The organism is Nissabacter sp. SGAir0207 (genome assembly GCF_005491205.1).
Taxonomy (GTDB): domain Bacteria; phylum Pseudomonadota; class Gammaproteobacteria; order Enterobacterales; family Enterobacteriaceae; genus Chimaeribacter.
The window spans coordinates 3,300,429-3,319,569 of record NZ_CP028035.1; the positions used below are offsets into that span (position 1 = coordinate 3,300,429).

The 19,141-nt window shown below is 61.1% G+C and carries 17 protein-coding genes, 1 pseudogene and 1 other annotated feature; of the genes and pseudogenes, 5 read left to right on the forward strand and 13 right to left on the reverse strand.

The features are described from left to right. Positions 1 to 28 precede the first annotated feature (28 nt). From thrC to C1N62_RS23620, 6 genes and pseudogenes are all read right to left on the reverse strand, one after another. Positions 29 to 1,318: a threonine synthase gene (gene thrC, locus C1N62_RS14770; protein WP_137764347.1), complete on the reverse strand. Its 1,290-nt coding sequence runs from the start codon at positions 1,316 to 1,318 to the stop codon at positions 29 to 31. A 3-nt stretch (positions 1,319 to 1,321) separates the two neighbouring features. Then, entirely contained in the window at positions 1,322 to 2,251 is a 930-nt protein-coding gene (gene thrB, locus C1N62_RS14775; protein WP_137764348.1) for a homoserine kinase, read from the reverse strand. Position 2,252: 1 nt separating this feature from the next. Beyond that, positions 2,253 to 4,712, reverse strand: a complete 2,460-nt coding sequence (gene thrA, locus C1N62_RS14780) for a bifunctional aspartate kinase/homoserine dehydrogenase I (protein WP_137764349.1) — start codon at positions 4,710 to 4,712, stop codon at positions 2,253 to 2,255. A 25-nt stretch (positions 4,713 to 4,737) separates the two neighbouring features. Next, positions 4,738 to 4,855 (reverse strand) — a sequence feature (Thr leader region). After that, on the reverse strand, positions 4,794 to 4,862 hold the full coding sequence (gene thrL, locus C1N62_RS14785; RefSeq protein WP_137765028.1) for a thr operon leader peptide: 69 nt from the start codon (positions 4,860 to 4,862) through the stop codon (positions 4,794 to 4,796). It overlaps the preceding feature by 62 nt. 216 nt (positions 4,863 to 5,078) lie before the next feature. After that, on the reverse strand, positions 5,079 to 5,765 hold the full coding sequence (locus C1N62_RS14790; RefSeq protein WP_137764350.1) for a tRNA/rRNA methyltransferase: 687 nt from the start codon (positions 5,763 to 5,765) through the stop codon (positions 5,079 to 5,081). A 410-nt stretch (positions 5,766 to 6,175) separates the two neighbouring features. Then, positions 6,176 to 6,313, reverse strand: a pseudogene (locus C1N62_RS23620) (hypothetical protein); the annotation flags it as partial. Positions 6,314 to 6,415: 102 nt separating this feature from the next. Between C1N62_RS23620 and arcA the strand changes: the two are divergent. Then, positions 6,416 to 7,132, forward strand: a complete 717-nt coding sequence (arcA, locus tag C1N62_RS14795) for a two-component system response regulator ArcA (RefSeq protein WP_137764351.1) — start codon at positions 6,416 to 6,418, stop codon at positions 7,130 to 7,132. 51 nt (positions 7,133 to 7,183) lie between these two features. On the opposite strand, the gene creA is transcribed toward arcA, so the two are convergent. Beyond that, entirely contained in the window at positions 7,184 to 7,660 is a 477-nt protein-coding gene (creA, locus tag C1N62_RS14800) for a protein CreA (protein ID WP_137764352.1), read from the reverse strand. 204 nt (positions 7,661 to 7,864) lie between these two features. On the opposite strand from creA, the gene robA reads away from it, so the two are divergent. Beyond that, positions 7,865 to 8,731, forward strand: coding sequence for an MDR efflux pump AcrAB transcriptional activator RobA (robA, locus tag C1N62_RS14805; RefSeq protein ID WP_137764353.1), 867 nt, complete (start codon positions 7,865 to 7,867; stop codon positions 8,729 to 8,731). Here the strand turns inward: robA and gpmB are convergent. Continuing rightward, on the reverse strand, positions 8,728 to 9,375 hold the full coding sequence (gpmB, locus tag C1N62_RS14810; RefSeq protein WP_137764354.1) for a 2,3-diphosphoglycerate-dependent phosphoglycerate mutase GpmB: 648 nt from the start codon (positions 9,373 to 9,375) through the stop codon (positions 8,728 to 8,730). The two genes, robA and gpmB, sit on opposite strands and share 4 nt — an antisense overlap. Positions 9,376 to 9,426: 51 nt before the next feature. Between gpmB and yjjX the strand changes: the two genes are divergently transcribed. After that, complete coding sequence (gene yjjX, locus C1N62_RS14815) at positions 9,427 to 9,960, forward strand: inosine/xanthosine triphosphatase (RefSeq protein WP_137764355.1); 534 nt, start codon at positions 9,427 to 9,429, stop codon at positions 9,958 to 9,960. Here yjjX and trpR read toward each other — a convergent pair whose 3' ends face one another. Together trpR and sltY are read right to left on the reverse strand one after the other, a co-directional pair. Beyond that, positions 9,961 to 10,290 (reverse strand): trp operon repressor, encoded by a 330-nt coding sequence (gene trpR, locus C1N62_RS14820; RefSeq protein WP_137764356.1) that lies wholly within the window; start codon positions 10,288 to 10,290, stop codon positions 9,961 to 9,963. A gap of 54 nt (positions 10,291 to 10,344) precedes the next feature. After that, positions 10,345 to 12,264 carry a murein transglycosylase gene (sltY, locus tag C1N62_RS14825; protein WP_137765029.1) on the reverse strand — a complete coding sequence of 640 codons (1,920 nt, stop codon included), beginning with the start codon at positions 12,262 to 12,264 and terminating at the stop codon, positions 10,345 to 10,347. 491 nt (positions 12,265 to 12,755) lie between these two features. Here sltY and rcsA point away from each other — a divergent pair, with 491 nt between their 5' ends. Next, positions 12,756 to 13,370, forward strand: coding sequence for a transcriptional regulator RcsA (rcsA, locus tag C1N62_RS14830; RefSeq protein ID WP_137764357.1), 615 nt, complete (start codon positions 12,756 to 12,758; stop codon positions 13,368 to 13,370). A 163-nt stretch (positions 13,371 to 13,533) separates the two neighbouring features. Beyond that, positions 13,534 to 15,201 carry an energy-dependent translational throttle protein EttA gene (gene ettA, locus C1N62_RS14835; protein ID WP_137764358.1) on the forward strand — a complete coding sequence of 556 codons (1,668 nt, stop codon included), beginning with the start codon at positions 13,534 to 13,536 and terminating at the stop codon, positions 15,199 to 15,201. A 39-nt stretch (positions 15,202 to 15,240) separates the two neighbouring features. Here ettA and nadR read toward each other — a convergent pair whose 3' ends face one another. The 3 genes from nadR to serB all read right to left on the reverse strand — a co-directional run bounded on the left by nadR (position 15,241) and on the right by serB (position 18,999). Beyond that, the gene (nadR, locus tag C1N62_RS14840) at positions 15,241 to 16,473 is read right to left on the reverse strand and encodes a multifunctional transcriptional regulator/nicotinamide-nucleotide adenylyltransferase/ribosylnicotinamide kinase NadR (protein ID WP_137764359.1); all 1,233 of its coding nucleotides are present in this window, start codon (positions 16,471 to 16,473) and stop codon (positions 15,241 to 15,243) included. A 63-nt stretch (positions 16,474 to 16,536) separates the two neighbouring features. Next, positions 16,537 to 17,919 (reverse strand): DNA repair protein RadA, encoded by a 1,383-nt coding sequence (radA, locus tag C1N62_RS14845; protein ID WP_137764360.1) that lies wholly within the window; start codon positions 17,917 to 17,919, stop codon positions 16,537 to 16,539. Between the two features lie 105 nt (positions 17,920 to 18,024). After that, a complete protein-coding gene (gene serB / locus C1N62_RS14850; protein ID WP_137764361.1) occupies positions 18,025 to 18,999 on the reverse strand; it encodes a phosphoserine phosphatase in 975 nt (324 codons plus the stop codon). Between the last annotated feature and the right edge of the window lie 142 nt (positions 19,000 to 19,141).

Here is a 19,141-nt window from a genome sequence, read left to right on the forward strand (position 1 = left end):
CTTTATCTGAAAACGGGACTGTCGAATTTTAGGCAGGAATATTCAGTAAAAATTCTCTTATTTTCAGGTAGTCAGCTGGCAGGGAATGTGACAATAATGCCTGTTCGGCGCGAGCGGCCAATGCTTCTGGCAAATCAATCGCCCGGCCAAGGATCTCTTCCACGCTCTCTTTGAATTTCGCCGGATGGGCAGTTCCCAGGAACAGACCAAATTCACCCGGCTGCAACTGGTCACGTAATAAGCGATAGGCAATGGCCGCGTGCGGCTCTGACAGGTAGCCCTTCTCATCCAGCTCGCGCATGGTGTCGCGGGTGACCTCGTCGTTGACCGCGCCGTAGCCCAACTCCTTCAATTGCCAGGTTTTACGGCGGAACAGCTCCTCCACGCGCGGCCAGTTGTTCGGCTGGCTGACATCCATCGCGTTCGCCAGCGTGGCGACCGTGGTTTGCGGCTGCCATGCGCCCTGTTGCAGGAAACGCGGCACCGTGTCGTTGGCGTTGGTGGCGGCGATGAAGCGTTTCACCGGCAGGCCGAGCGACTTGGCCAGCAGCCCGGCGGTGAGGTCGCCGAAGTTGCCACTCGGCACCGAGACCACCAGCTGGTTGCGCGCCTCTTGCGGCAGTTGCGCCACCGCTTCGAAGTAGTAGCAGATCTGCGCCAGCAGGCGGCTGATGTTGATGGAGTTGGCAGAGTTCAGCCCCAGCCGCTGTTTCAGCTCCTCATCGTCAAAGGCCTGCTTGACCAGCGCCTGACAGGCGTCAAAGTCACCGTCAACCGCCACGGTGTGGATGTTGCCGCCCAGGGTGCAGAACAGCTTCTCCTGCAACGGGCTGATCTTGCCCTCTGGGTAGAGGATCACCACCCGCACGTTCTCCATGCCGTAGAAGGCGTGGGCCACCGCCGCGCCGGTGTCACCGGAGGTGGCGGTCAGGATGGTCACCGGCTGGTTGCCGGAGAATTCTGCCAGCATCTGCGCCATAAAGCGGCCGCCGAAATCCTTGAACGCCAGCGTCGGGCCGTGGAACAGCTCCAGCGCTGCGACATCCGGTTCCACCTGCGCCAGCGGCGCTGGGAAGGTAAAGGCGGCGGCCACGCGCTCGCGCAGTACCTCGGTCGGGATCTCTTCGCCAATATAGGCGGAGAGGATGCGGGTGCTGCGGGTCACAAAGTCCTGCTCCAGCAGGCGATCAATCTCGGTCAGTTCGAACTCCGGCAGTTCCAGCGGGAAGAACAACCCCTGCTGTTTGCCCAGCCCCTGCTTCACCGCCTGGGCGAAACTGACTTGTTCGTTGTGATCCTTCAGGTTGTAGAGTTTCATGGCTTATCCTAATTGTCGTGCGCCGGCAGTATCCAGACGGCATATATGAACAAAACCTTCATCATTTTGCAGGTAGTGCTGCTCTAACCATGCGGCCATGCGCTGCGCGGTTGCCGCGTCATCACAGACGGCAAACAGCGTCGGGCCGGAGCCGGAGATGCCGCAGGCCAGCGCGCCAATCTCGCCAGCCGCCTTGCGCGCCTCGGCAAAGCCCGGCAGCAGGCGGGTGCGGTAGGGTTCAGCGATCACATCCTGCATCAGTTTGGCGGCCAGCAGTGGCTGGCGGGTGTGGCAAGCGTGGATGAAGCCCGCCAGGTAGCGGCCGTGGCTGATGCAGTCCTGGCGGCGGTACTGGGCAGGCAGGATGGCGCGCGCCTCGGCGGTGGAGACCTTGATGCCGGGATAGGCCATCACCCAGAACCAGTCATCGAAGCAGGGCACCGGCTGGCTGATGGTGTCCTCCACCTCCAGCATCAATTGCAGCCCGCCCAGGTAGCAGGGGGCGACATTGTCGTAGTGCACGCTGCCGGAGATGCGCCCCTCCAGCTCCCCCATCAGGGAGAGCAGGCGGTTCTGGTCGAGCGGGCGGTCACAGAACTCGTTCATCGCCATCAGGCCAGCGACCACCGAGCAGGCGCTGGAACCCAGCCCGGAGCCGATGGGCATATTCTTCTCGAGCGTCATCGCCACCGGCACTTCGCGGCCAATCTCCTGGCAGAAGCGCTGCCAGCACTGGTAGACGATGTTCTCTTGCGGGTCGGTCGGCAGCTTGCTGACGAAACGCCCCTCATTACGCAGACTGAATGTGGCAGCCGCCTCAACGCTGACGCAGTCGCCCAGCAGGGTGCCGTCAACCGGCGACACGGCGGCGCCCAGGACATCAAAGCCCACGCTGACATTGCCGATTGACGCCGGTGCATACACCTTAACCATATTAAACCCCCAACTTCCATGACAGTGTGCGTAAAAGATCTGCAAAGACGCCGGCGGCGGTCACATCGTTCCCGGCACCGTAGCCGCGCAGCACCAGTGGCAGCGGCTGGTAGTAACGGCTGTAGAAGGCCAGCGCGTTCTCCCCATTCTTCACTTTATACAGAGGATCGTTGCCATCAACGGCCGCGATCTTCACCTTGCAACGCCCCTCCTCAATGGCACCGACATAGCGCAACACCTTGCCGGCATCACGCGCCTGCGCCACCCGGCGGGCAAACTCTTCATCCAGTTCCGGCAGGCGCTGGAGGAACGCCGCGACCTCGCCGCTGGCGTCAAAGTGTGCCGGCAGCACCGGCTCCACCTCAATCTGGTTCAGCTCCAGCGCGTAGCCCGCCTCACGCGCCAGAATCAGCAGCTTGCGTGCCACGTCCATGCCTGACAGGTCGTCACGCGGATCTGGCTCGGTGTAGCCCATCTCCTTCGCCTGTAGGGTGGCGGCGGAGAGCGACATCCCCTCATCCAGCTTGCCAAAGATAAAGGAGAGCGAGCCGGAGAGGATGCCGGAGAAGCGGGTCAGCTCATCGCCCGCGTTCAGCAGGTTCTGCAAGTTCTCAATCACCGGCAGGCCCGCGCCGACGTTGGTGTCATAGAGAAACTTGCGGCGTGAACCCTGCGCCGCCTTGCGCAGCTGGTGGTAGTAGTTCATCGACGAGGTGTTGGCCTTTTTGTTCGGCGTCACCACGTGGAAGCCATCCGCCAGGAAATCGGCATACTGGTCAGCGACCACCTGGCTGGAGGTGCAGTCGACAATCACCGGGTTGAGCAGGTGGTACTCCTTCACCAGCCGGATCAGGCGGCCAAGGTTGAATGGCTCACGCGCCGCGCCCAGCTCGTCGCGCCAGCTCTCAAGCGAGATGCCGTGCACGTTGGTCAGCATGGCACGCGAGTTGGCGATGCCGCACACCCGCAGGTCGATGTGCTTCTGCTTGAGCCACGTTTGCTGGCGGGCGATCTGCTCGATCAGCGCACCGCCGACCCCGCCGACGCCGATGACAAACACCTCAATCACCTGATCGGTGTTGAACAGCATCTGGTGGCTGACGCGCACGCCGGTGGTGGCGTCATCGTTGTTGACCACCACCGAGATGGAGCGCTCGGAGGAGCCTTGGGCGATCGCCACGATATTGATGTTGGCGCGCGCCAGCGCCGAGAAGAATTTGGCGGAGATGCCGCGCAGGGTGCGCATACCGTCGCCGACCACCGAGATCACCGCCAGCCGCTCCATCACGTCCAGCGGCTCCAGCAGGCCATCCTTCAGCTCGAGGTAGAACTCATCCTCCAGCGCCTTGCGGGTGCGCGCCATGTCGCTCTGCGGCACGCAGAAGCTGATGCTGTATTCAGAGGAGGATTGGGTGATCAGCACCACGGAGATACCGGCGCGCGACATCACGGCAAACACCCGCGCCGCCATGCCAACCATGCCCTTCATGCCCGGCCCGGAGACGTTGAACATCGCCATGTTATTGAGGTTGGTGATGCCCTTGACCGGGTTGGCCTCGTCGCGGCTCTCCAGCCCAATCAGCGTGCCCGGTGCCTGCGGGTTGCCGGTATTCTTGATCAGGCAGGGGATCTGGAACTGGGCGATCGGCGCGATGGTGCGCGGGTGCAGCACTTTCGCGCCAAAATAGGAGAGCTCCATCGCCTCTTGGTAGGACATCGATTTCAGCAGGCGCGCGTCCGGCACGGTGCGCGGATCGCAGGTGTAGACGCCATCCACGTCAGTCCAGATTTCGCAGCAGTCGGCGCGCAGGCAGGCGGCCAGCACGGCGGCAGAGTAGTCGGAGCCGTTGCGCCCCAGTACCACCAGCTCGCCCTTCTCATTGCCAGCGGTGAAGCCCGCCATCAGGATGATGTGGTCAGCCGGGATCTCGGCGGCGGCGATGCGCAGGGTGGATTCGGTAATGTCCACTGTGGACTCCAGGAAGTGCCCCTGTGCCAGCAGTTTCTCCACCGGGTTGATGACGGTGACCGGATAGCCCTTGGCAGTGAACAACGCCGCCATGATGGCGATCGAGAGTTTCTCGCCCAGACAGATGATGCCAGCGTTGACGCTGTCCGGGCACTGGCCCAGCAGCGCGATGCCGTGCAGCTTCTGCTTGAGCTGGCCCAGCTCCTGCTCAACAAACGCCTTCACCCCCACGAGATCAAAGCCCGGCTGCGCCTGCGCCAGCCCCTCGAGCAGCTCGGAGAAGATCCGCTCGGCGTCACTGATATTCGGCAGGATGTCCTGACCGGCGACGGTTTTTTCGATCATCGCCACCAGATGGTTGGTGATCTTCGCCGGTGCGGAGAGCACGGTCGCCACCTGTCCCTGACGTGCATTGCTTTCCATAATATCGGCCACGCGCATGAAGCGTTCCGCATTGGCTACCGAGGTCCCGCCAAATTTCAGCACTCGCATTTCTGGTTTCTCCTGAATTGATGCCGAAAAAAAAGCCCGCACTGTGAGGTGCGGGCTTTTTTCTTGTGTTTCCTGTACGCGTCAGCCCGCCCCGTTACCTGTGGTAGCGGTGGTGGTAATAATTGTGGTGTTCAGGCTGATGAGTCGCATGGAGTCTGTCTGTCAAATTTATCTGTCCCCCTATTAGCTAAAGCAATCGCCCCTTCAAGTCAATTTATTTCTAAAAAGGCGGTGCAGAAGGCCAAGGGAGTTCAAAAACAGTTCCCGCTATGAAAGCCGGACGTGCCAACCGGATTGCCAGCCCTCCGGGAGCCGTGCAGAGGATTCCGCTACGGATGGCCCTTCAGGCAGTGGAATCCCCAGCGGTTATGGCGTTAATTTTTTTTCGATGTCGTGCAGCAGGCGGTGCAGCATGGCGGTGTCACGCTGCGACACACTGCCCAGCCGCTGCGCCAGCCACTCCACCATTTTGCGGTCGTCTTCACAGCCGAGGCGCGGCAGCAGCTGGGTGACCCGCTCACGCAGCGCAGCAAGCTGGCCCGGTGCCGCCTCAGGCATCACGCTCTGCGCCAGTTGGTTGAGCGCCGAAAGCTGGTAGCAGTAGACCATCACTGCCTGCCCGAGGTTGAGCGAGGGGTAATCCGCCTGCATCGGCACGCCGGTCAGCAGGTCGGCCAGCGCCAGCTCCTCATTGGTCAGCCCGGAGTCCTCGCGGCCAAACACCAGCGCAGCATGGTGGATCCACTGCTGTTTCTCCTCCAGCTGCCCCTGCAACTCCTGCGGCGTGCAGAAGTAGTGATAGTGGGAGCGGTTGCGGGCGGTGGTGGCGATGGTCAGATCGATGTCAGCCAGCGCTTCCTCAAGGGTTTGAAAATGGAGCGCATTTTCCAGGATCTCTGTCGAGCCATGCGCCACCCTAGCCGCTTCCGGCTGGCGGTGCGCCTGGCTGTCAACAATACGCAGGGAGCCAAAGCCCATGGTTTTCATTGCACGGGCAGCCGCGCCGACATTTTCCGGGCGGGCGGGAGAAACTAAAATAATATGAAACTGCATGGTGTACCTGAAAGAAAAAAAGGGAATACAGGCTCTACTTTACCTTGTCATTTCATTCAGGGAAAGGCGTTCAATTTTACAGTGTATTAACATAAAAGCCGTTTGCGATTATCATTAAAGGGTGACTTAAATAAGCTTTTCTCAGTTCATGCCTGCTGAAGATATTACATTGGTTTATTTGTTGTGCCGAAATATTTATAAATCAACTGGATGACTTCCGTTTTTTTATGCATAAATTATATTGGTTTACGCGAAAAAACGGACGCACAAGGGCGACAATAGGCACAAAAATGTGACTTGCTGCGGCATTCTGGGAAGTGTTTATCACTAATCTGTTAACGTGCTACAATTGAACTTGATATATGTCAACAAAGCGTAGTTTTGTTGGGTGGTAAATTCGATACACACTGTTATATTGCTGTTAATGGGGTTAGGATATGCGCCTCTTTTGGTCCCCTTGGCGCTGTTAGCGTATCTTCCCCAACCAGGCTAGCGATGTTGTTGACGTTGATGGAAAGTGCATCAAGAACGAGTTTACGTACTTTAGTCGGGTAGCAGGTGAGTTGACGGTAACCCCCGCCTACAGCTCCATGAGAACAAAGACTTCTGTACTCCTATTTTCTATTTGTTGGCAATTTTAGGTAGCAACCATGCAGACCCCGCAAATCCTAATCGTCGAAGACGAGCTAGTAACGCGTAATACGCTGAAGACCATTTTTGAAGCCGAAGGCTATATGGTCTATGAAGCCAATGACGGTGCGGAGATGCACCAGATCCTGTCCGAAAATGACATCAACCTGGTTATCATGGATATTAACCTGCCCGGCAAAAATGGCCTGCTGCTGGCCCGCGAGCTGCGTGAACAAGCCAGCGTCGCGTTGATGTTCCTGACCGGCCGTGATAACGAAGTGGATAAGATCCTCGGTCTGGAGATTGGTGCCGATGACTACATCACCAAGCCGTTCAACCCGCGTGAGCTGACCATCCGCGCCCGCAACCTGCTCTCCCGCACCATGAACCTGGCGAGCACCGGTGAAGAGCGCCGCCTGGTGGAGAGCTACCGCTTCAACGGTTGGGAGCTGGACATCAACAGCCGTTCGCTGATCAGCCCACAGGGCGAGCAGTACAAACTGCCGCGTAGCGAGTTCCGCGCCATGCTGCACTTCTGCGAGAATCCCGGCAAGATCCAGACGCGTGGCGAACTGCTGAAGAAGATGACCGGCCGTGAGCTGAAGCCGCACGACCGCACGGTGGACGTCACCATCCGCCGCATCCGCAAGCATTTCGAATCGACGCCGGACACGCCAGAGATTATCGCCACCATCCACGGCGAAGGTTACCGTTTCTGCGGCGATCTGGAAGAGTAAGAGCGCCCGATGGTCATAAAAAGCCGGCCTATGTGCCGGCTTTTTTATGCCTTAGCGGCCGCCCCACGGGATGATCGGCACCGCGCTCAGGGCGTTTTTCGGCGAGCCGTCCACCACTTTGTCGGAGTAGGTCAGGTAGATCAGCGCATTGCGCTTCTCATCATAGAAGCGTACCACCTGCAACTTCTTGAAGATCAGCGAGGTGCGCTTCTGGAATACCACCACGCCCTTCTCCTTGCCCTGCTTCACTTTGTCGCTGAGCGTGATAGGCCCCACCTGCTGGCAGGAGATGGCCGCGTCGGAGGTGTCCTCCGCCAGACCCAGCCCGCCCTTGATGCCGCCGGTCTTCGCCCGGCTGATATAGCAGGTGACATTCTGCACGTCCGGGTCATCGAAGGCTTCCACCACAATTTTGTGGTCAGGGCCAAACAGTTTGAAGACCGTATCCACTTCACCCACCTGCTCTGCCTGTGCAGTACCTACCGCGCCAAGCAGCAGTGCGGCGCCCAGGATCCAACTCGTTTTCATTCATTTACTCCCTTTCATACTGTGTGATGGCCATGCCGTCATTCATACAAATTAAACGAGATCACAAAAACGACTGATTCATGGCTTTTATGTCCAGCAATAGCACGCGAGGACAAAAAAATCTCCAGAAGTTTTAGGCCGAAAAAATTGCTATTATGCGGCGTCATATTCTTAGCGCCAATCTTAGTTCAACGAGGACGATCTATGGATCAAGCCGGAATTATTCGCGATCTGCTTAGCTGGTTGGAGACCCACCTGGACCAGCCGTTATCACTCGACAACGTGGCAGCCAAGGCCGGTTACTCCAAATGGCACCTGCAACGGATGTTTAAGGATGTCACCGGGAACGCGATCGGCGCTTACATCCGTGCCCGGCGCCTCTCCAAGGCCGCCGTGGCCTTGCGTTTGACCAGCCGTCCGATTCTCGACATCGCCCTACAGTACCGGTTTGACTCCCAGCAAACCTTCACGCGCGCCTTCAAGAAGCAGTTTGCCCAGACGCCGGCGCTCTATCGCCGGGCGGAAGATTGGCACTCCTACGGCATCTGCCCGCCGATTCGGCTGGATAACCTCGCCCTGCCGCAGCCGGAGTTTGTCTCCCTGCCGGAGCAGCATTTGGTTGGGCTGACGCAGAGCTACACCTGCACGCTGGAGCAGCTCTCCACCTTCCGCTCCCAGTTGCGCTCGCAGTTCTGGGGACAGTATCTGGGGCAGGTCGCCCAGCTGCCGCCGGTGCTGTATGGCTTGCACCATGCGCGCGCCAGTCTGGAGAAGGATGACGAGCAGGAGGTGTTCTACACCACCGCGCTGCAACCGGAGCATGTGCCGGAGAGCGTGCAGGAGGGCCACCCGGTGACGCTTCAGGGCGGCGAGTATGCGCTCTTCCGTTACGACGGGCCAATCAGCGGCTTCCAGGACTTTATCCTGATGCTCTACGGCACCTGCCTGCCGCTGCTGAAGCTGACCCGCCGCAAGGGCTACGACATCGAGCGCTTCTACCCGAAGGGCGATCGCACTGTCCGCCCAATCAAAGAGATGGCCTGCGACTACCTGATCCCGATCCGCCGCTAGCGCTGCAACTCATCCAGCGCGGGCAGATCCAGATGTGAAACATCGCCCGCGCTCTCCACGATCCAACCGGGAGCCAGCCACGGGCTTTGCTGGTAATCCACCCGCGACAGCGAGCAGTTGCGCAGCCGCAGTCGGCGCTCCGCATAGGGCGGCAGGCCGATGATGGTGCTTAACAGGCAACCCAGCGCGATGCCGTGGCTGACCACCAGCGGCACGCTGCCAGCCGGCAGGGTGCGCAGGTGATTAAGCGCCGCCTGCATCCGCTCGCCCAGCTCCGCCATGCTCTCCCCTTCCGGGATGCGGCCATCTGGCGTGCCATCCACCATCTGCTTGCGCCACTGCTCCTCTTCCGCCGTCAGGCTGTCGATGGCGCGCTCCTCCAGCACCCCCATATGCAGCTCGCGCAGGCGCGGCTCCACCACCACCGGGCAGCCACAGGCGTCGGCAATAATCTCGGCGGTGCGTCGGGTGCGCCCCAAATCGCTGGTGATAACGTGGGTAATGCCCAGGTGGCGTGCACGCTGCGCCACCTGCCTTGCCTGCTGCTCACCCTTGGCGGTCAGGGCGCTGTCTGACTGGCCCTGAATGCGGCGGGCGGCGTTCCATTCGGTTTCGCCGTGGCGAACAAGATATACCTGTAGCATGAGTGTTTTCCGTTATACTGCCTGAAATTAACAAAAGGACGCTGAATCCCTATGTATCACGTGGTCGCTGCAACAACCAATCCTGCAAAAATTGACGCAATCAAACTGGCATTTGAAGACATTTTTGGCCCGGAGAGCGTACGCATCGAAGGCATTGAGGTGGAGAGCGGCGTGCCAGCCCAGCCGATGGGCAGCGACGAAACGCGCAGCGGCGCCCGTAACCGGGTGACCAACGCCCGCCAACTACGCCCGGAGGCGGACTTCTGGGTCGGGGTGGAGGCCGGGATTGAGGATGACATGACCTTCGCCTGGATGGTGATCGAGGACATGCACCAGCGCGGTGAGTCGCGTTCCGCCAGCCTGATGTTGCCGGAGGTGATCCTGCGGGAGATTCGTCTGGGTCACGAACTGGGGGAGGAGATGGCGAAACTCAGCGGCATCGCTGATGTGAAACGCAAGGGCGGCGCCATCGGCATTTTTACCGCCGGGGTACTGACCCGCACCCGCGTCTACCATCAGGCGCTGGTACTGGCGCTGGCGCCCTTCCACAACGAGGTCTATCAGGCACGCGCCCACACCCACTGATTAGCGCGGCGTCTCCAGCAGCTGCTCAGTCAGCCATGCCTTCAGCTCCGGCGTGGCACTTTTCAGGCTGTTGGAGCCACGGGTGATGGTCGCGATGCCCACCCCCAGTTCGCCTTTCAGCTCACGCTGGCTCAGTTCGCCACGCATCAGCTCCTCGATAATCCGCAGCCGGGTGCCAAGCGCGGTGCGCTCATCGGGCGTCAGGAACAGCTGCAACAGTTGCGGGTGCCGACCTTCGGCAAACGCCTGTTGCAGCAGCGCGACAAAGCGCAGCCAGTCTTCATTGCCTTGTTGGGAAAGAGCCGGATCGTTAAGGGATAAGTGCGCCATAATCGCTGCCATACTATGTAACTAGTACAGCAGCATACCATAACCGCACCAAAATCAATAACGCCGTTGCCACTCCGCGTCAGTCAGCAGTTTTGCCGGGCGATGCATGAAATGGCGATAGAACGCGTCGTATGACAACACATTTTTAACATAACCGCGCGTTTCAGAGAAAGGAATACTTTCAACAAAGGCGATGGCATCTACCCGCCCGCCGCTGTTCTCCAGCCAGGTAGTGACGCGCCCCGGCCCGGCGTTGTAGGCGGCACTGGAGAGGATGCGATTGCGGCCAAACATCTGGTAGACATACTCCAGATAGCTGGTGCCGATCAGGATATTGGTCTGCGGATCAAGCAACTGGCTGCTGTTGTAGTAGCCGGGAATGTTGCCCATCTTCACCGTGTGCTCGGCGGTGCGCGGCATCACCTGCATCAGCCCGGCAGCGCCGACCGGCGACTGGGCCTTCGGGTTCCAGGCGCTCTCCTGACGGGCAATCGCCATTGCGTAGCTCGGGGTGATCCCCTTCCCTTCCGTCTGGGTGCGGAACTCCTGCGCCCAAGCCATCGGGAAGCGCTCCTGCAAATTGTCCCACAGCTTGCCGGTGATGGTTGCCTGCACGCTCAGATCCGCCCAGTTCTGCTCATAGGCGTAGCGCGCCAATTGCCCCTGCTCGGTCTTGTTGCGGCTCGCCACCAGATAGCTCCACTCGGTGCGCGCCAAATTATCCATGCCCCAGTACATCAGCTCACGCACGCGGGCGATGCCCGGCAGCGCCGCGGTGTCACTGTCTGGTTGGGCGGAAGGCTCCACCCGTACCGGATACGGCACATTCAGCTTTTGCGCCGCCGCCATCGGGTAGAAGCCGCGCGTCTGCATCAGCGAGCGCAGAATTGCCTCACCCTCGCTGCGGCGGCCCTGATCGATCAGCCCTGAGGCGCGCCAGTAGCGCCACTCCTCCTTCTGCTGCGCCTCCTCCGGCAGCCGTGCCAGCCACACCGACACCCCCTGCCGGTCGCCCGCGCCCAGCGCCATCCGCACCCGGCGCTCCAGCAAAGCGGTGGAGTGGCCGCGCAGGATCACGCTGTCGCGCCACTTGGCCTGCTCATAGGTGGCATCACTGCCCATCAGCCGCCAGGCGATCGACTCCTCCAGCGCCAGCCGCTCGCTGTCGCTCATCTTTTGCAGCCGCACCAGCACCGGCAGCATGGAGCGGGCGTTCTCCGGGTCTTCCCGCGCCACCCGCTCAAAGGCCAGCGTCACCGCCTGACGGGTGAAGTCGGTGGGGCCGACGGTGCGGGCAAAACTCTCGATGGTGTCCGGGTTGTTTTGCAGCGCCATCAGCGCGTTCGCCATGGTCTGGTAATCCTCCGGCAACTGTTTCGCCAGGAAGTTGACCAGATTGCTGTTGCCCTCTTTCATCGCCAGCCCGATACGCGCCAGCAGCGTAATGGGTGACAGGTTGCCGTCCTGCTGCCAGACGGTGAACAGCTTGTCGCAGGTGGTGGGCAGTGAGTGGCCGGTCAGCCAGATCTCTTTTGCGCCGTCCCAAGCCACCTGCTGCTGGCCGGTTGCCCAGCGGGCGTAGTAGTAGTTGCAGCGCGCCGCCACCGGTTTGGGCGGCTGCGGGCTGAAGGCCAGCAGGCCGCGCCAGTCCTGCCGCCGCGCCAGCTCATTGACGAAGCGCGAGGGCAGTGAGCGCGCCGGCGGCAGCGTCGGGTGCGCCTTGATAAAGGCCGACACCTGCATGGAGGTGGCGGTGCCGAGATCCTGCGTCAGCTGGCGGTACTCGAGATAGGGATAGAGCGGGTAGTCGCGCAGCGTCGGCATCAGCTGGGCGACCGTGTCTATCTGGTTGCTGTCCCACGCCTGCTTAATCTGCTGGTAACGCTGGCGCTGCGCCTCGAGGGAGTCGGCATGGGCGCTGCCCGCGCACAGCGCCAGCCAGACGCCCGCTGCCAGAAATCGCCATTTGTCCACCTTGACCATACTTGGGTTTATCCTCGCTGTGTGTCCGGAAACGGGCGGCCACCGCCACCCGGTATTGAATGTGAGCCATGTCTGGCGCGGGCATCTCCCCCGCCGTAATTAACAGTCACGCTAATCGATTCAAGGGAAGAATTGAAGGTCACGCGCGTTAACACCACAACATTTACACGTGGCGGCAGACAGGGTTATCGGCCATGAAGTGTAAAAGCAGAGGGCCATCAACGGGATAAAAACCGCCTCTCTCCTTAATGCAGATCAATCCCTGCCGCCCTCCAGACGGTGGTGAAAGTGTAGCGCGCTTTTGCGCACGCCGCGGAGAGCGCCCTGCGAAGCGGTGGCTGGCGTACAGGGCGTCTCAATTTGCCGCCGTGGTGTCTCGATTTACCGCGGCAATATTTACAGCCTGCCGCCGCGCTGCCGATACTCACTTCTCCAGCAGGGCGCCCGCCCGCTGATGCCCACTCCACGCATAAGGGAAGGATATGTCTGCGATTATTGTTGACCAGTGCCACTTCACCCGGCTGGCGCTACTGACCACGCTGCTTGAGATGAGCCAGCCCAGCCAGGATGTGCTGGCGGTGAAAACCCTGGCCGACCTGCATGACAATATGGCGCTGGTGCAGCCGCAGGTGGTGTTTATCAACGAGGCCTGTTTCTGCCGCCAGCCGGAGAGCGCCACGCGGCTGCGCCAGATGATCGCCGCCGCGCCGCAGGTGCAGTTCGTGATCTTCATTGATCGCGAGCCGCTGCACTACCGCGAGTTCGTCGCGATTGGCCCGAACATCGTGCTGCTGCCGAAGACCGCCCGCCCGCACACGTTGCGCCCCTTTTTGGCGCTGGCCTGCCCAGAGCACGCCGTTGCCCCGCCAGCCGCCCCCCTCTCCCTCAGCGCCTCAGAGCACCGGGTGTTGGCGATGTGGATGGCGGGCCAGCCGACACCGGCCATCTCGGCGCGGTTAAATATCCACCGCAAAACCGTGTCGCTCTACAAGGGCAACATCAAGCGCAAGGTCGGCAGCCAGAGCAAGCAGGTGATCCACCACGTCGCCCGGCTGGTGGAGCAGCTGACCAACGGCATCCCGATCCAGCCGCGCTGACGCGGTGTGCGCCGGGCAGCATAACCGGCGCTTTTAGCTGCGGAGCACGGCCGCCGTCGCTATACTGTGTGGTCAATGCGTTCGGCTGTCATCGTGCCCGGAAACGGGCTACACTCCGCAGCCAAACTCCAACACACGGATCTGAAAAGAGGCTCAATCCAACGTGGCTCAATACGTCTATACCATGCATCGCGTCGGAAAAGTGGTTCCGCCGAAGCGTCATATTCTGAAGAACATCTCCCTCAGCTTCTTCCCAGGTGCCAAAATCGGCGTGCTGGGCCTGAACGGCGCGGGTAAATCGACCTTGCTGCGCATCATGGCGGGCATCGACAAAGACATCGAAGGCGAAGCGCGCCCGCAGCCCGGCATCAAAATCGGCTACCTGCCGCAGGAGCCGCAGCTCAACATGGAGCAGACCGTCCGCGAATCCATCGAGGAAGCGGTCGCGGAAGTGAAGAGCGCGCTGGCCCGTCTGGATGAGGTCTACGCGGCCTATGCCGACCCGGAAGCCGATTTCGACAAGCTGGCCAAGGTACAGGGCGAACTGGAAGCGATCATCCAGTCCCACGATGGCCACAACCTCGACAACCAGCTGGAGCGTGCCGCCGATGCGCTGCGCCTGCCGGCCTGGGATGCGAAAATCAGCAACCTCTCCGGGGGTGAGCGTCGCCGCGTCGCGATCTGCCGCCTGCTGCTGGAGAAGCCGGACATGCTGCTGCTCGACGAACCAACCAACCACCTGGACGCTGAGTCCGTGGCCTGGCTGGAGCGCTTCCTGCACGACTACGAAGGCACCGTGGTGGCGATCACCCACGACCGTTACTTCCTCGACAACGTTGCGGGTTGGATCCTGGAGCTGGACCGCGGCGAGGGCATTCCGTGGGAGGGCAACTACTCCTCCTGGCTGGAGCAGAAAGACCAGCGTCTGGCGCAGGAAGCCTCTGCCGAAGCCGCGCGCCGCAAATCCATCGAGAAAGAGCTGGAGTGGGTGCGTCAGGGTGCCAAGGGCCGCCAGTCGAAAGGCAAGGCGCGTCTGGCCCGCTTCGAGGAGCTTAACAACGTTGAGTACCAGAAGCGCAACGAAACCAGCGAGCTGTTCATTCCGCCTGGCCCACGTCTGGGCGACAAGGTGCTGGAAGTGGAGCACCTGAGCAAATCCTACGGCGACCGCGTGCTGATCGACGATCTGAGCTTCGCGCTGCCGAAGGGTGCGATTGTCGGCATCATCGGCCCGAACGGCGCCGGTAAATCGACGCTGTTCCGTATGCTCTCCGGCAAGGAGCAACCGGACTCCGGTGACATCTCCCTTGGTGAGACAGTGCGTCTGGCGTCGGTAGACCAGTTCCGCGACAGCATGGATGGCAAGAAAACCGTCTGGGAAGAGGTCTCCAACGGTCAGGACATCATGCGCATCGGCAACTTTGAGATGCCAAGCCGCGCCTACGTTGGCCGCTTCAACTTTAAGGGTGTGGATCAGGGCAAACGTGTCGGCGAACTGTCCGGCGGTGAGCGTGGCCGTCTGCACCTGGCGAAGCTGTTGCAGGTCGGCGGCAACATGCTGCTGCTCGATGAGCCAACCAACGACCTGGACATCGAAACCCTGCGCGCACTGGAGAACGCCCTGTTAGAGTTCCCTGGCTGTGCGATGGTCATCTCCCACGACCGTTGGTTCCTTGACCGTATCGCCACCCACATCATCGACTATCAGGATGAGGGCAAGGTGGAGTTCTTCGAAGGTAACTTTACCGAATACGAAGAGTACAAGAAGCGTACCCTCGGCGCTGAGGCGCTGGAGCCGCACCGCATCAAGTACAAGAAGATCGCGAAGTAATGCGTTGAGATGGCCCGCCCAAGCGGGCCATTTTTTTGCCTACTGGCGGATGCCGAGCAACTGCTGGATCAACTCAATGCAGCGCAGGAAGCGCTGGTCGTAGTCTGATGACTCCACATGCACGAACTCCACGCGGTTTTTGTGCAGCATCTCCACCAGCAACTGCTGGAAACTCTGCCGGTCGCCGCTGCTCCCGAGGCTGCGCAAGCCATCAGCCACCCAAGGCGTGTTGTTCTCCAGCAAAATCACCAGATCGAAGCGGTACTCATCAATCATCGCCTGCACAAACGGGTGCTCGCGCCCCTCATACTTTTTGCAGAACGCCTGCGTGGTGACGAAATCGGTGTCGATAATCGCCACTTTGTTGGCGTACTTCACCGCAAAGTCGATGTACTGCGCCTGCCCAAGGGCGATCTTGTCATAGTCGGAGTATTGCAGCGCCATCTCATCACCGCCGAGGTGGGAGAAGACGTAATCGCGGCCATACTCCCAAGCGCTGGTGGTGTTGAAGATGTTGGCCAGCTTGTTGACCAGCGTCGATTTGCCGCTCGACTCGCCGCCGAGGATGGCCACGGTGCGCACAAAGAAGGGTTTGACCTCGGTGGGGATGTACTCCCAGTAGCGGAACGGATCCTGACGAATCAGCGTGCCGCTGATGTTCATGAAGGATCGCTGCGGGTCAATCAGCACCGTGTGGATGCCGAGGTGCTCGCGGTACTGCGGCGCGTCCTGCTCTTCGCTGGTGTAGATCACCGCCGGATCAATGCCCTTCTCCGCCATAAACGCCTTGATGTTATGGCTCCAGACGTCCCAGCCGTGCGGGTAGGGTTCCACCCCCTCTTCATTGAAAGCGTGGATGCGGATGTTCTTCTGGTACTTGAAGGTTTGCAGCAGCCAGCGCAGGCGGTCACTGACCGTCGGCTGCTGGGACATCGAGCTGTTCTCAAACAGCTCGCGATCGCGCGGCTCGTCATAGCCCATCACGATGTGCAGCTCATCCACCTGGCTGCACGCGCGCTGGATCAGGTAGATGTGGCCGGTATGCAGGGGGTAAAATTTACCAAACACCACGCCAATGCGCGACTCGCGGCGCGGGTAGTCCAGCCCCAGAAAGCGGTGCAGCGCCTGCAACTTCTGGGCGCTGGGGCTTTTTATTTTGTCATTAAGGAGTTGGCTTAAATAGCCTTTGGTCATTCCACTGGCGTCCGCCACCTGCTGTAGCGTGCAGCCTTTCTGCTTAATCGCCGCCTTCAGGTAATCAAACTGCGACATCGCCGATCCTCTTGTTCAGGGCAGTAAACCACCCTATCACAACTCACGGCGACAGATCGCTTATTACAGGTCGTCGAGGATCGCCAGCGCGTCAGCCAGCTTCTTCACGCCGAACACCTGCATGTTGGGCGGCAACTTTTTCGGCATGTTGGCGTGCGGCACAATCGCGCGCTTGAAGCCGTGCTTGGCCGCCTCAGAGACGCGCTCCTGGCCGCTCGGCACCGGGCGGATCTCACCGGACAGCCCCACCTCGCCGAACACCACCAGATCCTGCGGCAGCGGGCGGTCACGCAGGCTGGAAACCAACGCCAGCAGCAGCGAGAGGTCGGCGCTGGTCTCCGTCACCTTCACGCCGCCTACCACGTTGACGAACACATCCTGATCGGCCATCTGCAACCCGCCGTGGCGGTGCAGCACCGCCAGCAGGATCGCCAGCCGGTTCTGCTCCAGCCCCACCGCCACGCGGCGTGGGTTGGACATCATGGAGTGATCGACCAGCGCCTGGATCTCCACCAGCAGCGGCCGGGTGCCCTCCCAGACCACCACCACCGCGCTGCCAGACATGACCTCGTCACCGCGGCTGAGGAAGATGGCGGAGGGGTTGCTCACCTCGCGCAACCCCTGCTCGGTCATCGCGAACACGCCCAGCTCATTCACCGCGCCGAAGCGGTTCTTGTGGCTGCGCAGGGTACGGAAGCGGGAGTCGGCATCGCCATCCAGCAACACCGAACAGTCGATGCAGTGCTCCAGCACCTTCGGGCCAGCCAGCGAGCCATCCTTGGTGACGTGGCCGACCATGATGATCGCCACGCCGCGCGTCTTGGCGAAGCGCGTCAGGTAGGCGGCGGTTTCACGCACCTGCGCCACGCTGCCCGGCGAGGATTGGATCTCCGCCATGTGCATCACCTGGATGGAGTCGATCACCATCAGCTTCGGCTGCTCCTGCTCGGCGATCAGGCAGATCTGCTCGATGCTGGTTTCGGAGAGCATGTTGAGGTTGGCGGTCGGCAGGCCGAGGCGGTGGGCGCGCATCGCCACCTGCTGGAGCGACTCCTCGCCGGTGACGTAGAGCGTCTTCATGTTTTCGGAAAGCTTGCAGAGGGTCTGCAACAGCAGGGTACTCTTGCCAGCGCCGGGGCTGCCGCCAATCAGGATGGCGCTGCCGGGCACCACGCCGCCGCCCAGCACCCGGTCAAACTCCTTGAAGCCGGTGCTGAAGCGCGGCAACTCCTCCAGGCTGATCTCAGAGAGTTTCTGCACCTTGCTGACACCGGCATCGCCCGCGTAGCCGCTGAAGCGCTCGGTACGTGCTGACGACGGGGAGGCGGCCACGCGCACTTCGGTAATGGTATTCCAGGCCTGACAAGCGCTGCACTGCCCCTGCCAGCGCGGATAATCCGCCCCACACTCATTACAGACAAACGCACGTTTCGGAGCTTTAGCCACAGCCTACCTCATGTTTCTGACGCCGGGGCGTCGTGGGAACCGGGCGCGCCGCGCACGCCGTGAAGTCCCCTATTCTACCCCAACAACTGGATGGATAACCAGCCCTTAGATGCCGTCGCGGAAGCTGCCGCTCAATACGCAGAGCACGCCGGTCAGGTCGGCGTGGCGGATGCAGACCTTCGCCTGCGCGTAGACCTTCGGCTTGGCGTGGTAGGCCAGCCCCAGCCCGGCGGCCTGGATCATCAGCAGGTCGTTGGCGCCGTCGCCAATCGCCACCGTCTGGGAGGCCGGGATCTCCAGCTTCTCCGCCAGAGATTGCAGGATGTCGGCCTTGTACTGGGCATCAACAATCGGCCCCAGCACTTCGCCGGTCAGCTTGCCGTCGCGCAGCTCCAGTTCGTTGGCGGCAATCGCCACCAAATTGAGGCGCTCACGCAGGTACTCGGCAAAGTAGGTAAAGCCGCCAGAGGCGATGGCCACATGCCAGCCAAAGCCGTGCAGGCGGCTGACCAGCTCGGTCAGGCCCGGCATCAGCGGCAACTGGTCGCGCACCGTCTTCAGGATATTGGCGTCCGCGCCCTTGAGCGTGCCGACGCGCTGGCGCAGGCTGGCGCTGAAGTCCAGCTCGCCGCGCATCGCCCGCTCGGTCACTTCCGCCACCTGCTCGCCGACGCCCGCCAGTTTGGCGATCTCGTCGATGCACTCAATCTCAATCGCGGTGGAGTCCATGTCCATCACCAGCAGGCCCGGCATACGCAGGTCGGGCAGCTTGCCGAGCGGCGCGACATCCAGCCCACGGCGATCCGCCAGCTCGGCGACCGCCGGTGTCAGGGTGCCAGCGAGGCGTGCCACGCAGCAGTCACCGATGCGCCAGGCGCTCACGATCACCAGCGCGTTGCCCAGCTCGCGCTGGAAGTGGGTCAGGGTCTGCTTGTCCAGCCCTCTGCCATAGAGCAACCAGCCGGTCTGGCCCGCGCGGTAGTCAAGCGGCATCACTTCATCGCCGCTTAAAGAGAGGGGAAGCCCCGGCCATTGATCGATCTCCGCCGGAAGATCGCAATAGGTCAGACTGGTCGACATCGTTAACTCCTGTAGGGGTGCAGAGGGGTCATGGTAAACTTGGCTCGCCGGCAGGCCCGGCATGGATTTAACCGATAACGCGGCGTGCAAATGGCCTCAGGGGCATGGCGCGTGGCCTCGTTAAACGCGCCTCAAGCTATCC